This window comes from Streptococcus mitis SK575 (assembly GCF_000257865.1).
Classification (GTDB): Bacteria; Bacillota; Bacilli; order Lactobacillales; family Streptococcaceae; genus Streptococcus; species Streptococcus mitis_CQ.
The window spans coordinates 42595-56894 of record NZ_AICU01000090.1 but is presented as its reverse complement, the minus strand read 5'-3'; the positions used below and the strand labels follow the sequence as shown (position 1 = coordinate 56894).

Below are 14300 nucleotides of genomic sequence, written 5' to 3'. Positions count from 1 at the left end.
TCTACTAATCTATCAGTTTACCCATCAAGTAAACATCGATAAATTTCCCTTCTTCTATATATGCTCCACGCTCTTGGCGACCTTCAATTACAAAGCCATGCTTTTGATAAAGATGAACTGCTGCTTGATTACGAGTTTGGACAGTCAGCTGGAGACGACGCAGAATGCCACTTGCTTGTGCCCACTCTATCGCTTCTTCTAGCAACAAACTTCCCAATCCATTATTCCAATATCTTTTTCCAATCACAATGAAGAGATCTCCAATATGACGGACTCTCTTGCGCTGGTCAGCTGTAATATTTATAATACCAGCAATTTTATCATTTAAGAATGCAAGTAAGGTTATCTGATTGTCCGAACTAGCTTGCTTGTTGAGGAATATTTCCATCTCCTCACTAGTCAAGAGAATACCATCTCCGTCTAAGCTGGTAAAATCTGTCTCCAAACTCACACGATTTAAAAAAGCCACTAATTCAGCTGCATCTTTAGGCTCTGCTTCCCTAATGAGCAATTCATACTCCATGTTGAAGCTCCTCTAAGAGTTTTTCTGCACGCAACCCCTTTGCTTGGAAATGTAATCTGCGACCGTCTTTTTCTTTTAGAATTTCCAATTCTAAATAAGTATCTGGCAAGGCATCTCCTAAGAGATTGCCCCACTCAATAGCAGTCACTCCACCACCAAAGAGAAACTCATCCAAGTCGATAGAATCAGCATCCCCCTCTATACGATAAACATCTAGGTGGTAAAGCGGAAGACGACCTTCATACTCTCTTACGATAGTGTAGGTTGGACTTTTAATCATTTGAGAAATCTGTAAACCTTTAGCAAGTCCCTTAGTAAAGGTCGTTTTACCTGCACCCAGCTCTCCAGTTAAGATTAAAACATCATTCTTTTCTAATAGATGGCCCAAGCGTTCCCCTAAGGCTTGTAGCTCTTCTTCATTTTTTGTGTACATACTCTTATTATACCAAAAACTTTTCTTTTGTGTCTATTTTCCTGCTAAACTTACCATCATAACATCCATAAAAACAAGCTTTCTCTAAAAGAAAATGAGCGTAGCAATGACCAATACAAGATCTCGGAAAATATGACCATAAAAGGAAACTTCCTTCTTAACCGAATTTGGGACAAGATAGGCTGCAAAAAACAAACCCAGTCCAATATACATCAGAAGTGAGACAATGGTCATTGGATTTCTTAAGAAAAGAAGTGTTGCTAAAATAGTCACCAACACTGTCTTTTTTCTGTCTAGCATAGCAAGCAAATCGCGCATGTATTTTTTCAAGGGTAAAAAAATCAGCAAATCTAGTCCAAATAGGAAAAAGAAGGATGGCAATAAAAAGTCAACTAATTCTTGCTGCAACGTATTTTTGATGAACAAGTTATCTGACAAGACAAGAACAGCTCCTAACAAATTAATTAAGAGCAAGATACTGTAAAAAAGCTTCACTGACTTCTTACTGGCTAGGACACTATGAACTTCTTGCTTACGGGTATAAAGATAATTTACTCCAGCACAGATTCCCGAAACGAATACCATACTTCCGATGAAAAAAGCTGTACTTTGTTTAAAGGACAAGATGCATTCCTTCCATAGGAAACAGCTACTCAAACTGATTTGAATTAAAGCTAACAAAAATAAGACTCTCATTGATTTCATCTTTTCTCTCCCTTCCTACCAATCATTATACTAGGAGAAAAGAGAGAACTGTTTCCAATCTTCTCAAATGTCTCTTTTAGACGCTAAACAAACACCAGAGACTAATACTCAGTAAAAATCAAAGAGTAAACTAGGAAGCTAGCCACAGGTTGCTCAAAACACTGTTTTGAGGTTGCAGATAGAGCTGACGTGGTTTGAAGAGATTTTCAAAGAATATAAATTTGAAATAAGGCTGATAGTATTCATTTCACTATCAGCCTTACAGGTTATTTAACGTTTCAGAAAAACTATAATGTCAAGATTAACTAAACAGTATCTAATTCCTTCAAATAGTTTTCTATCTTCATCAACATTAAAGGATTGTTATAAATCTTACATAACTCTCTTGCTTCTATATAATAATTTTTGACTTGTTCTTTGTCTAGAAATTTGGCTCCAGCATTTCCTACAAGAATAAGTAGAGGAGCCAGTTGGTAGCTTGTCTGTCTTTGTTTACAGAGTTCAATCGTCTCAAGAGCTTCTTGGATGGCTTCGTTATATTTTTCCTTTGACACTAGGTAGTGAGCGTAGTTGTAACGAACTCTGATGTAGCCAAATAAAAACTCTTGATGCTCAAAATTTTTTGTCTGATATAACTCCATCAAATGAGAGTAGTTTGCCTCATATTCTTGTTCACGACCCACTAAGGAATAGAAATTAGATAGAGTATTCAACGCCTTTAAATAAATCAGAGTATTTGAAGAGACCTTTAATAATATATTTTCCAATGAAGAAATTGCCTCATACTTACTGTCATATTGATAGAAGTCAATAATAGCTTTAATCCATTCAAGGTAAGTTCGGTCTTCTAGTGTTAGAAAAGTACTTCGTTCAATCTCTATTCTATAAATATATTCCAAATTGTCATAATTTCTGTCATCTAATAGTCGAGCAGATAATTGCTTGAAATTAGAGAGGTTAGATTTAATTTCAATTTGTTCATTAAAAAAATAATCTAATGGCACTTCGAGTCGTTGTGAGAGTTTGAACAAAAGGTCTGCGGAGGGAATGAAATGCCCTCTCTCAATTTTACTAATCTGGCTTTGTTCACAAATTCCTTCTGCAAGAGTTTGTTGGGAGAGTCTCAACTCTTTTCTTTTCAATCTGAATTTCTCTGCGAGTGTATTCATTAAAGATAATAAACCTTCCTATTTGCTTAATTTCATTATAAAATTTTTAGTTCAAAATAGCAAGTTAAAGGAATAAATAATTCTTTATGATAATAAAAAAAAAAAAAAGTTCAAAAAGCAATAAAAATAATTGACTAAATAATATATATCTGTTAGAATCAAAACAAGGAAACAGAAAGGGGTTTCATTGCATGAGAAAAAAACGTGGAATTAAAAAAATAGTTATATTTGTATTACTAAGTGTTCTTGCATTTGGTAATACAATTCCCTATCAACAGTTTGTTCAGAAGAATAGACAAATGGTAAAGTTTATAATTTCGCTTCATCTGGTGAGTGGATTTAATATTGGAGGTATATATAAATGAAACTTTTGAAAAAAACTATGCAAGCTGGACTAACAGTCTTTTTCTTTGGTTTGCTAGCAACAAGTGCAGTATTGGCGGATGATGCTGATTCAGAAGGTTGGCAATTTGTCCAAGAAAATGGTAGAACCTACTACAAGAAGGGTGACATCAAAGAAACGGACTGGCGAGTGATTGATGGCAAGACCTATTATTTTGATTATAATGGTGAAATGGTTGTTGGTTGGCAGTACATTCCAATGCCAGTTAAAGGATATACAATTGGTCCTTACCCTAATGGTATAAGATTAGAAGGTTCCCCAATGCCAGAATGGTACTACTTTGACAAAAATGGAGTGCTACAAGAGTTTGTTGGTTGGAAAGCATTAGAGGTTAAAACTAAAGACAGTGTTGGAAGAAAGTATGGGGAAAAACGTACAAACCCGGAAGATAAAGAAGAGAAGAGTTTTTACACGAACTATTACTTTAATCAAAATCATTCTTTAGAGACAGGTTGGCTTTATGACCAGTCTAATTGGTATTATCTAGCTAAAACGGAAATTAATGGAGAAAACTATATTGGTGGTGAAAGACGTGCAGGTTGGATAAATGATGGTTCAGCTTGGTACTATCTAGATTCAGAAACTGGTATCATGCAAACTGGTTGGAAGCAAATTGGCAATAAGTGGTACTACCTCCGTTCATCAGGTGCAATGGCAATTGGTTGGTATCAAGATGGTTCAACTTGGTATTATTTAGATAATAAAAATGGTGATATGAAGACAGGTTGGGTATATGTTGGTAACCGTTGGTACTACCTTCGTTCATCAGGAGCAATGGCAACTGGTTGGTATCAAGATGGTTCAATTTGGTACTACCTAAATGCAAGTAATGGAGATATGAAGACAGGCTGGTTCCAAATCAATGGTAAATGGTATTATGCCTATGGTTCAGGTGCTCTAGCTGTTAATACCACAGTAGATGGTTACTACGTAAACTATAATGGTGAGTGGGCTAAGTAACGAATGCTAATCGTAACTGTAGTTGATACTTAACTTAGTAAAAAGAGCTTTTTTCTACCATTTGTCAACTCTATCAATTTTTAAGAATTAAATGAGTCAAGACAGTAGCTATTCAGTATGTTTATCTACTGTAGTAGGTTGAAGAAAAGCTAAGAATGAGAAAGGACGAAGTTAGTCCTTTCTTTTTTATGTGACTATACTTTCTATTCAAATGAGCTTTTAACCAATTGATTGAGCCAATCCACTCTTAAAACCAAAGAGCAATCTCTCGCTTAGCTGACTCTTCTGAATCTGAACCATGTACAACATTTTGGATAACCTCATTTTCTCCAGCAGCTTTTGCAAAATCACCTCGAATCGTTCCTGGTAAAGCTTCTTCTGGACGAGTTGCCCCCATCATAGTTCGCCAAGTTTCAATTACTTTGGGACCAGAAATGATACCTACAAGAACCGGTCCTGAAGTCATAAATTCACGAATCGGTGGGTAAAAACTCTGACCAACCAAGTCCTGATAGTGCTGATCAATCAACTCTTCTGAAACCTTTGTACGCAACTCCAATTTTTCGATTGTAAATCCACGTTGTTCGATGCGTTTCAACACTTCACCTACTAGTCCTCTTTTTACACCATCTGGTTTAATGATAAAAAATGTTTGTTCCATACCCGTCTCCTTTGTCAGCTTTTTTCTTTTATTTTACCACATTTCATGGAAAAATGGAGAAAGTTTTCAGAAAAGAGAAAGAGAACCCGAAGGCTCTCTCATCTGCTTTTATTCTACTGTTTCTTCCACAGTTTCAACGGCAGTATCCACAACTACTTCTGTTGTTTCTTCATTTCCTTCTTCCTCTACTGGAGGATTAAGGTATTCTTCTTCGTTGATAGCATGTGGTTCAAGGTTACGGTAACGGGCCATACCAGTACCTGCTGGGATGATCTTACCGATGATAACATTTTCTTTCAGTCCAAGGAGATGGTCTTTCTTACCACGGATAGCCGCATCCGTAAGGACACGAGTTGTTTCCTGGAAGGAAGCCGCTGACAAGAAACTATTTGTTTCAAGTGAGGCTTTGGTAATTCCCATAAGGACTGGGCGACCTGTCGCTGGAACTCCACCTGCGATAAGGACATCTTTGTTAGCATCTGTAAAGTCATTGATATCCATAAGGGTACCCATGAGAAGGTCTGTATCTCCTGGATCCATGACACGGACTTTACGGATCATTTGACGAACCATTACCTCGATGTGTTTGTCACCGATTTCTACCCCTTGGCTACGGTAAACTTTTTGTACTTCACCGAGAAGGTAAGTTTCTACTGACAAGACATCACGGACTGCAAGGAGACGTTTTGGTTGGATAGAACCTTCTGTAAGAGCAGCACCACGCGCTACTTGGTCACCAACTTCGACACGCATACGAGCTGTAAATGGAACAACATATTCGCCTTCGCCAGTTTCACCTTTAACAAAGACTTTCTTGGTACGAGTTGATGCATCTTCTTCGATAGCTGTAACTTGTCCTTTAACCTCTGTGATAACCGCTTCCCCTTTAGGATTGCGGGCTTCAAAGATTTCTTGGACACGAGGAAGACCCTGAGTGATATCGGTATTTGAGGCAACCCCACCCGTGTGGAAGGTACGCATTGTAAGCTGTGTACCAGGTTCCCCGATAGATTGGGCAGCGATTGTACCAACTGCTTCACCAACTTCAACCGCATCACCAGTCGCCAAGTTGATACCATAACAGTGACGGCAGACACCGTGACGAGTATTACATGTAAATACGGAACGGATAGTTACTTCTTCCACACCAGCGTTGACAATTTCACGCGCCTTGTCTTCTGTAATCAACTCATTTGGACCGATAATCACTGCACCAGTTTCTGGATGCTTAACAGTTTTCTTAGTGTAACGACCGTTGAGACGTTCTTCTAGAGACTCGATCATCTCTTTTCCTTCCGCGATAGAACGGATCAAGAGACCACGGTCTGTTCCACAGTCGTCCTCACGGATGATAACGTCTTGGGCAACGTCAACCAAACGACGAGTCAAGTAACCTGAGTCGGCTGTCTTAAGGGCCGTATCGGTCATACCTTTACGCGCACCGTGAGTTGAGAAGAACATTTCGAGTACTGACAAACCTTCGCGGAAGTTTGAAAGGATTGGCAATTCCATGATACGTCCGTTCGGAGCAGCCATCAGACCACGCATTCCGGCAAGCTGTGAGAAGTTTGAGATGTTACCACGGGCTCCAGAGTCCATCATCATAACGATTGGGTTCTTAGGATCTTGGTTGGCAATCAAACGTTTCTCTAGTTTTTCACGGGCAGCACGCCATTCAGCTGTAACAGCATTGTAACGCTCGTCGTCTGTGATCATACCACGACGGAATTGTTTTGTGATTTGTTCTACACGTTTGTGTGATTCTTCAATGATTTCAGCCTTGTCATCAACGACTGGGATATCGGCAATACCCACTGTCAATCCTGCAAGAGTTGAGTGGTGGTAACCGAGGTTCTTCATGCGGTCAAGTAGGGCAGAAGTTTCTGTCGTACGGAAACGTTTGAAGATTTCAGCGATGATATTTCCAAGGTTTTTCTTCTTGAATGGAGGATTGAGTTCAAGTTTGCTGATAGCTTCCTTGATATCTCCACCAAGTGGCAAGAAATATTTAGCTGGAACGCCTTCTGTCAAGTTGGCATTGTTTGGTTCTTGCAAGTATGGTAGCCCCTCTGGCATGATGTCGTTGAAGAGAATTTTACCAACAGTTGTAAGCAAGACCTTGTGTTTTTGCTCTTCTGTCCAAGGCTTGTTGAGACTGTCAGTTGCAATACCAACACGTGAGTGAAGGTGAACATAACCATTACGGTAGGCCATAACCGCTTCGTCACGGTCTTTGAAGACCATTCCTTCACCTTCACGACCAGCTTCTTCCATGGTCAAGTAGTAGTTACCCAAAACCATGTCCTGAGATGGAGTAACAACTGGTTTACCATCTTTCGGGTTCAAGATGTGCTCAGCAGCTAGCATCAAGATACGAGCTTCTGCTTGGGCTTCTTCTGAAAGCGGTACGTGGATGGCCATTTGGTCTCCGTCAAAGTCGGCATTGTAGGCTTCACAGACCAGTGGGTGCAAGCGAAGGGCCTTACCATCAATCAAGACTGGCTCGAAGGCTTGGATACCCAAACGGTGAAGGGTCGGTGCGCGGTTCAAAAGCACTGGGTGTTCTTTGATCACTTCTTCAAGGATATCCCAGATACGCTCATCTCCGCGTTCCACCAAGCGTTTAGCTGCTTTGACGTTTTGCACGATATCACGGGCAACGATTTCACGCATCACGAATGGTTTAAAAAGTTCGATCGCCATTTCACGTGGCACACCACATTGGTACATCTTAAGAGTTGGACCAACGGCGATAACGGAACGTCCTGAGAAGTCAACACGTTTACCGAGCAAGTTTTGACGGAAGCGTCCTTGTTTACCTTTAAGCATGTGACTCAATGATTTCAGTGGACGGCTACCTGGTCCTGTGATTGGACGACCACGACGACCATTGTCAATCAAAGCGTCAACCGCTTCTTGAAGCATACGCTTCTCATTTTGAACGATGATACCTGGTGCGTTCAACTCAAGCAAACGAGCCAAACGGTTGTTACGGTTAATAACACGACGGTAAAGGTCGTTCAAGTCAGATGAGGCAAAACGGCCACCATCCAACTGCAACATTGGACGAAGATCTGGTGGAATAACTGGAAGGATGTTGAGAATCATCCATTCAGGTTTGTTTCCAGACTTGTAAAAGGCATCCAAAACATCCAAACGACGGATAGCTTTGACACGTTTTTGTCCAGTAGCTGTTTTCAACTCTTCTTTGAGTTCAGCAATTTCTTTTTCAAGATCTACTTGTTTCAAAAGGTCTTGGATGGCTTCGGCACCCATCTTGGCAACGAATGATCCATAACCATACTCACGCAAGCGCTCACGGTATTCGCGCTCTGTCATGATAGACTTGTGCTCAAGTGGTGTATCCTTTGGATCAATCACCACATAAGCCGCAAAGTAGATAACTTCCTCGAGGGCACGAGGACTCATATCAAGGGTCAAGCCCATACGGCTTGGAATCCCCTTGAAGTACCAGATGTGAGATACAGGAGCTTTCAACTCAATGTGCCCCATACGCTCACGACGAACTTTCGTACGCGTTACTTCAACCCCACAACGGTCACAAACAATTCCTCTGTAACGAATGCGTTTGTACTTACCACAAGCACATTCCCAGTCTTTTGTAGGACCAAAGATAACTTCATCAAAGAGTCCTTCACGTTCTGGTTTCAAGGTACGGTAATTGATTGTTTCAGGTTTTTTGACTTCTCCATAAGACCATGAACGGACTTTACTTGGAGAAGCTAGGGTGATTTGCATACTTTTAAAACGATTTACATCAACCACTATTTCTTCCCTTTCTATTCTAAGTGAACTGCTTATTCTTGTTCAGCAGCTTCTTCTGTTGCTTCCGCTTTTGTTGCTTTTTCAGCTTCTTCAGCTTCAAAGGCTGCTTTAGCCTCTTGTGCTGCTTTTTCGCGGGCTTTTTCAAGGTCATCTACGTGGATGACATCTTCGTCCATTCCTTCATCCAAGTCGCGAAGTTCCACTTCTTGGTCATCTTCGTCTAGGACACGCATGTCAAGACCAAGAGATTGCAATTCTTTGACAAGAACTCGGAAGGATTCTGGAACACCTGGTTTTGGAATTGGTTTTCCTTTTGTAATAGCTTCATAAGCTTTCAAACGTCCGTTGATATCGTCAGACTTGTAAGTCAAGATTTCTTGAAGGACATTTGACGCACCGTAGGCTTCAAGAGCCCAAACCTCCATCTCACCAAAACGTTGTCCACCAAACTGAGCTTTACCTCCGAGTGGTTGTTGAGTAACGGTTGAGTACGGTCCGACTGAACGCGCGTGCAATTTATCGTCAACCATGTGGTGGAGTTTGATCATGTACATGACTCCGACAGAAACACGGTTATCAAACGGTTCACCAGTACGTCCATCGTAAAGGATTGTTTTGGCATCGCTATCCATACCAGCTTCTTTAACAGTTGACCAAAGATCTTCAGAACTTGCTCCGTCAAAGACTGGTGTTGCGATGTGGATTCCAAGAGTACGAGCCGCCATACCAAGGTGGAGCTCCATAACCTGACCGATATTCATACGTGATGGCACCCCAAGTGGGTTCAACATGATATCGACTGGAGTTCCGTCTGGAAGGTAAGGCATATCTTCTACAGGAACGATACGAGAGACAACCCCCTTATTTCCGTGACGTCCGGCCATCTTATCTCCGACCTTGATCTTACGTTTTTGAGCGATGTAGACGCGAACCAGCATGTTGACACCTGATTGCAATTCATCTCCATTTGCACGTGTAAAGATCTTAACATCACGAACGACACCATCGGCACCGTGTGGTACACGAAGAGAAGTATCACGCACTTCACGTGACTTGTCTCCAAAGATAGCGTGCAAGAGACGTTCTTCAGCTGAAAGGTCTTTCTCACCCTTAGGTGTTACTTTACCTACAAGGATATCACCTTCTTTAACCTCAGCACCGATACGGATAATACCCATTTCATCAAGGTCTTTAAGGGCATCTTCACCAACGTTTGGAATTTCACGAGTAATTTCTTCAGGCCCAAGCTTTGTATCGCGTGTTTCTGATTCGTATTCTTCAAGGTGAACAGATGTGTAGACATCGTCTTTAACCAAGCGTTCGCTCATGATAACGGCATCCTCGAAGTTGTAACCTTCCCAAGTCATGTAGGCAACGATTGGGTTTTGTCCAAGCGCCATTTCTCCATTTTCCATAGAAGGTCCGTCAGCGATGAAATCACCTTTTTCAACGGCATCACCAACTTTAACAAGCGTACGTTGGTTGTAGGCAGTACCTGAGTTTGAACGACGGAATTTTTGAATGTGGTAAACGTCCAATGAACCATCTTCACGACGAACTTCTACCTTGTCAGCATCTGCGTAAGTAACTTTACCATCATACTGAGCAATCACAGCCGCTCCAGAGTCATGAGCTGCTTGGTATTCCATACCAGTACCAACGTAAGGTGCCTGAGGATTAATCAATGGCACAGCCTGACGTTGCATGTTGGCTCCCATGAGGGCACGGTTGGAGTCATCGTTTTCCAAGAAAGGAATACATGCTGTCGCAACGGCAACTACCTGTTTTGGTGATACGTCCATATAGTCAACAACGTTAGCTGGATACTCTTGGTTGACCCCTTGGTGACGTCCCATGACAACTTTTTCAGCAAATGTTCCATCTTCATTCAGACGAGAGTTAGCCTGCGCTACAGTAAATTCATCTTCTTCATCGGCTGTCAACCAAACGATTTCGTTTGTGACAACACCTGTTTCACGGTCAACTTTACGGTATGGTGTTTGAACAAAGCCATACTTATTCAAGTGTCCGTAAGATGACAAGTTATTGATCAAACCGATGTTAGGTCCTTCAGGTGTCTCGATTGGACACATACGACCGTAGTGAGTGTAGTGCACGTCACGGACTTCATATCCAGCGCGGTCACGTGTCAAACCACCAGGTCCTAAGGCTGATAAACGGCGTTTGTGAGACAACTCAGAAAGCGGGTTGTGTTGGTCCATGAACTGTGACAACTGTGATGAACCAAAGAATTCTTTAACCGCAGCTGTTACAGGACGGATATTGATAATTTGTTGTGGTGTCAAGACTTCGTTGTCCTGAACAGACATACGTTCACGGACATTACGTTCCATACGAGAAAGTCCCAAACGTACTTGGTTGGCAAGCAATTCACCAACCGCACGGATACGACGGTTCCCAAGGTGGTCGATATCATCTACACGCCCAAGTCCTTCAGCCAAGTTGAGGAAGTAGCTCATCTCAGCAAGGATATCTGCAGGAGTGACGATACGAACCTTGTCATCTGGATTGGCATTACCAATAATCGTTACGACGCGGTCTGGATCAGTTGGTGCAACAACCTTGAATTTTTGAAGAACAACTGGCTCAGTCACAACGGCTGCATCATTTGGAATGTAGACAATCTTGTTCAAGTCGCCATCCAAATGGCTTTCAATGCTTTCAATCACACTACGAGTCATGATTGTACCAGCTTCTACCAAGATTTCGCCTGTTTCAGTATCTACCAATGGTTCCGCAATGGTTTGGTTGAGCAAACGTGTTTTAACATTGAGTTTTTTATTGATCTTGTAACGACCAACTGCTGCCAAGTCATAGCGACGTGGGTCAAAGAAACGAGCTACAAGCAAGCTACGTGAGCTTTCAGCAGTCTTAGGCTCACCTGGACGAAGACGTTCGTAGATTTCTTTCAAGGCTTCGTCTGTACGAGAGTCCATTGGGTTCTTATGGATATCTTTTTCAACAGTGTTGCGAACCAATTCGCTGTCACCAAAGATATCAAAGATTTCATCATCACCTGAGAAACCAAGCGCACGAACCAAGGTTGTAAATGGAATCTTACGAGTACGGTCGATACGAGTATAGGCGATGTCTTTTGAGTCGCTTTCAAGTTCCAACCAAGCTCCACGGTTAGGGATAACAGTTGAACCGTAGCCCACTTTACCATTTTTATCAACTTTATCATTAAAGTAAACACCTGGTGAGCGGACCAACTGAGATACGATGATACGTTCACCACCATTGATGATGAAGGTACCCATTTCTGTCATGATTGGGAAATCACCAAAGAAAACTTCTTGAGTTTTGATTTCGCCTGTTTCTTTATTGATCAAGCGGAAGGTTACAAAAATTGGTGCTGAGTAGCTAGCATCGTGGATACGAGCTTCTTCTAGCGTGTATTTTGGTTCCTTGATTTCATATCCAACAAATTCCAACTCCATTGTGTCTGTGAAGTTTGAAATTGGCAATACATCTTCAAACACTTCCTTAAGACCGTGGTCTAGGAAAGCTTTGAATGAATCAGTTTGAATTTCAATCAAATTTGGTAAGTCAAGAACTTCTTTGATTCTTGAAAAACTACGACGGGTACGATGTTTCCCGTATTGAACGTCATGTCCTGCCAAGATGATTCTCCTTTGTAAATAAGTTCCAAGCCTTGTCAATCAGGCTTTCTAATCGTCATATGGTTGTAAAACCCCTATCACCGTGTCCCTTTGATAAATTTTCAGAATCTTTAAGTCTTTGTTACAAGTACTCAAAATCCTGAAAAAAAGCACAAAAAGAGCAGCTAAATCTGACTTTTTCAGAAGATTTAACTGCTGTGAGCCTTGTCTGGACAATATTTCAGACAAAACCTACGACAAATGATTACTCATATTATACCCTATTTAGCTAGATTTTTCAAGGGATTCTATAGATTTTTGGTGAATTTTTTTCCTATAAAAAATTGAATTCAATGATTACTTTGCAAACTTCATTTTCAGTTTAATTGTTCAAGAAAAATATAGTAAATTACGATTTCCCTATTTTATCTTAGGCTGTTTTTCTTGACTTTACTTGGTTTTTCTTTTAATATATATGTATAAATATATAAGGAGGTTTGTTATGGATATTTTGCTTTCTGAAACAGAACAGAATTTGCTAACGTTACTGGAAGAACTAACCAAACACCAAGATTGGATAGAAATTCCAGTCTTGGCTGAGAAGCTGAATTTTTCAATCGAAGAATTGCAAGATCGCCTTTTTAAACTTGAACAATTATTTCCTAACCTCCTTATTCGCTCAACAAAAGAAGGTATTCAGTTGCAGTTTGAAGCCCGAAACTCCTTAGACCCTAGGATTGCTATCTTTGAACAATCTGAAATCTACTCTTTTTTGAACTGTCTATTTTTCAAAGAGGAACAATCACTTGACCAAATATGTCAGGACCTTATGATTAGCTGCGAACGAGTTCAGGAAATCATCCAACATCTAAATACTAAACTTCCGCAACATTATGGCATCAGCATACAACCTTCCCCTTTGAACATGATGGGAGCAGAAGAAGACATTCGCGCCTTTTATCTGGACTACTTTAGCCAAAGTCACAGCTTTCTTGATTGGCCCTTCTCTTCTATTTCCGAAGAGTATTTGACTGATTTGATTCAGTTATTTTTGAAGGCCCAACAAGTGTCACTCAACCTCAGCAGTCTACGACAAATCAAATATACCCTAGCTATCAATATGGAGCGTTTTAAAAGGAAACACTTTATTGAAAATCCTACTCCCCTTTTAACCAGCCACTACAGCTCTCTCATGCAAATTCCGCAGTTCGAACAAGATATCAAAAAACTGGCTAAAAAACTCCATTTTGAACCTACAAAAGAAGCACTGGAACAGCTATTTTCACCCCCAGTAAAGTCGCCTCAAATCACAAATAAACCTTGTAATGAAGCGATAGGAGACATTCATCAGATTCAAAAATCCTATCGTTTATTGAGTCAAATTTTAGAAGAATTATCTAAAGAATTTCACCTACAGATTGCAAATCGCGAAGAATTGATTTGGCTCCTCCACTACACTGCCCAATCTGATTTTCTCCACCCACTTAGTAACAAATCTCTTGAAAAGCAAAAGTCTCTGCTTTTAACCAATTACCAAAAAGAATTTCCAAAACTATTTGAAGTAAGTAAAAGTAAATTTCAGACGTATCTAGCTGAGATTGGTCTAGAGAGTCATCCAAGTAAACTACAAGAGCTAGTTTATGCCTTTTCTATCCAAGGACAACGCATTTTAGTCCAATTACTTCAAAAACTTCCCAAAATTCGTGTTTTGGTCATTAGTCATCTAGATAGTGAGCACGCACAAAACCTAATTGACACCCTTGCCCACTACGGTAACAATCTCTATCTATTTGATCCTTGGGAAAAGTCCAGTATCTCTTCCTCAATCTTCAATCAAATTCCACACGATATTGTTATCGCCACCTTCCCTGTTTCCAACTGTCCGAAACCCATTATTTGTAGTCGGAATCTTTCTACTGCAGAACTATTTCACCACCTCCACCTTTTGGGGTCACAAATTCATAAAGAAAGACTAGCTTAGTCGTAACAGAAAAACTGTTGCGATTTTCTTTTGTTTTAATTTCGAGAAAACGCTTG

Annotated in this window: 10 protein-coding genes; 3 read left to right on the top strand and 7 right to left on the bottom strand. The window is 40.6% G+C overall.

The window, feature by feature from the left end; genetic code table 11:
• Positions 1-4: 4 nt before the first annotated feature.
• From HMPREF1048_RS12310 to HMPREF1048_RS12295, 4 genes are all read right to left on the bottom strand, one after another.
• Positions 5-523 (bottom strand): GNAT family N-acetyltransferase, encoded by a 519-nt coding sequence (locus tag HMPREF1048_RS12310; RefSeq protein ID WP_000455533.1) that lies wholly within the window; start codon positions 521-523, stop codon positions 5-7.
• Positions 513-956: a tRNA (adenosine(37)-N6)-threonylcarbamoyltransferase complex ATPase subunit type 1 TsaE gene (tsaE, locus tag HMPREF1048_RS12305; RefSeq protein ID WP_000288237.1), complete on the bottom strand. Its 444-nt coding sequence runs from the start codon at positions 954-956 to the stop codon at positions 513-515. Before tsaE ends, HMPREF1048_RS12310 begins: the two co-directional genes overlap by 11 nt.
• A gap of 84 nt (positions 957-1040) precedes the next feature.
• Entirely contained in the window at positions 1041-1661 is a 621-nt protein-coding gene (locus tag HMPREF1048_RS12300) for a hypothetical protein (RefSeq protein ID WP_000839916.1), read from the bottom strand.
• A gap of 305 nt (positions 1662-1966) precedes the next feature.
• Positions 1967-2830: a helix-turn-helix domain-containing protein gene (locus HMPREF1048_RS12295; protein WP_001093630.1), complete on the bottom strand. Its 864-nt coding sequence runs from the start codon at positions 2828-2830 to the stop codon at positions 1967-1969.
• Positions 2831-3021: 191 nt separating this feature from the next.
• On the opposite strand from HMPREF1048_RS12295, the gene HMPREF1048_RS13720 reads away from it, so the two are divergent.
• On the top strand, positions 3022-3195 hold the full coding sequence (locus HMPREF1048_RS13720; protein WP_033628783.1) for a PhrA family quorum-sensing system peptide: 174 nt from the start codon (positions 3022-3024) through the stop codon (positions 3193-3195).
• Positions 3192-4193 carry a choline-binding protein CbpJ gene (gene cbpJ, locus HMPREF1048_RS12285; protein ID WP_000771121.1) on the top strand — a complete coding sequence of 334 codons (1002 nt, stop codon included), beginning with the start codon at positions 3192-3194 and terminating at the stop codon, positions 4191-4193. The genes HMPREF1048_RS13720 and cbpJ overlap by 4 nt, the downstream gene beginning before the upstream one ends.
• 247 nt (positions 4194-4440) lie before the next feature.
• Here the strand turns inward: cbpJ and ndk are convergent, their stop codons facing one another.
• The 3 genes from ndk to rpoB all read right to left on the bottom strand — a co-directional run bounded on the left by ndk (position 4441) and on the right by rpoB (position 12284).
• Positions 4441-4854, bottom strand: coding sequence for a nucleoside-diphosphate kinase (gene ndk / locus HMPREF1048_RS12280; protein ID WP_000438297.1), 414 nt, complete (start codon positions 4852-4854; stop codon positions 4441-4443).
• Positions 4855-4962: 108 nt separating this feature from the next.
• Complete coding sequence (rpoC, locus tag HMPREF1048_RS12275; protein ID WP_000228740.1) at positions 4963-8640, bottom strand: DNA-directed RNA polymerase subunit beta'; 3678 nt, start codon at positions 8638-8640, stop codon at positions 4963-4965.
• A 32-nt stretch (positions 8641-8672) separates the two neighbouring features.
• The gene (gene rpoB / locus HMPREF1048_RS12270; protein ID WP_000907134.1) at positions 8673-12284 is read right to left on the bottom strand and encodes a DNA-directed RNA polymerase subunit beta; all 3612 of its coding nucleotides are present in this window, start codon (positions 12282-12284) and stop codon (positions 8673-8675) included.
• Between the two features lie 481 nt (positions 12285-12765).
• Here rpoB and HMPREF1048_RS12265 point away from each other — a divergent pair, with 481 nt between their 5' ends.
• Positions 12766-14244 carry an AcpB/EbpR/MafR family transcriptional regulator gene (locus HMPREF1048_RS12265; protein WP_000353703.1) on the top strand — a complete coding sequence of 493 codons (1479 nt, stop codon included), beginning with the start codon at positions 12766-12768 and terminating at the stop codon, positions 14242-14244.
• The last annotated feature ends 56 nt before the right edge of the window (positions 14245-14300 follow it).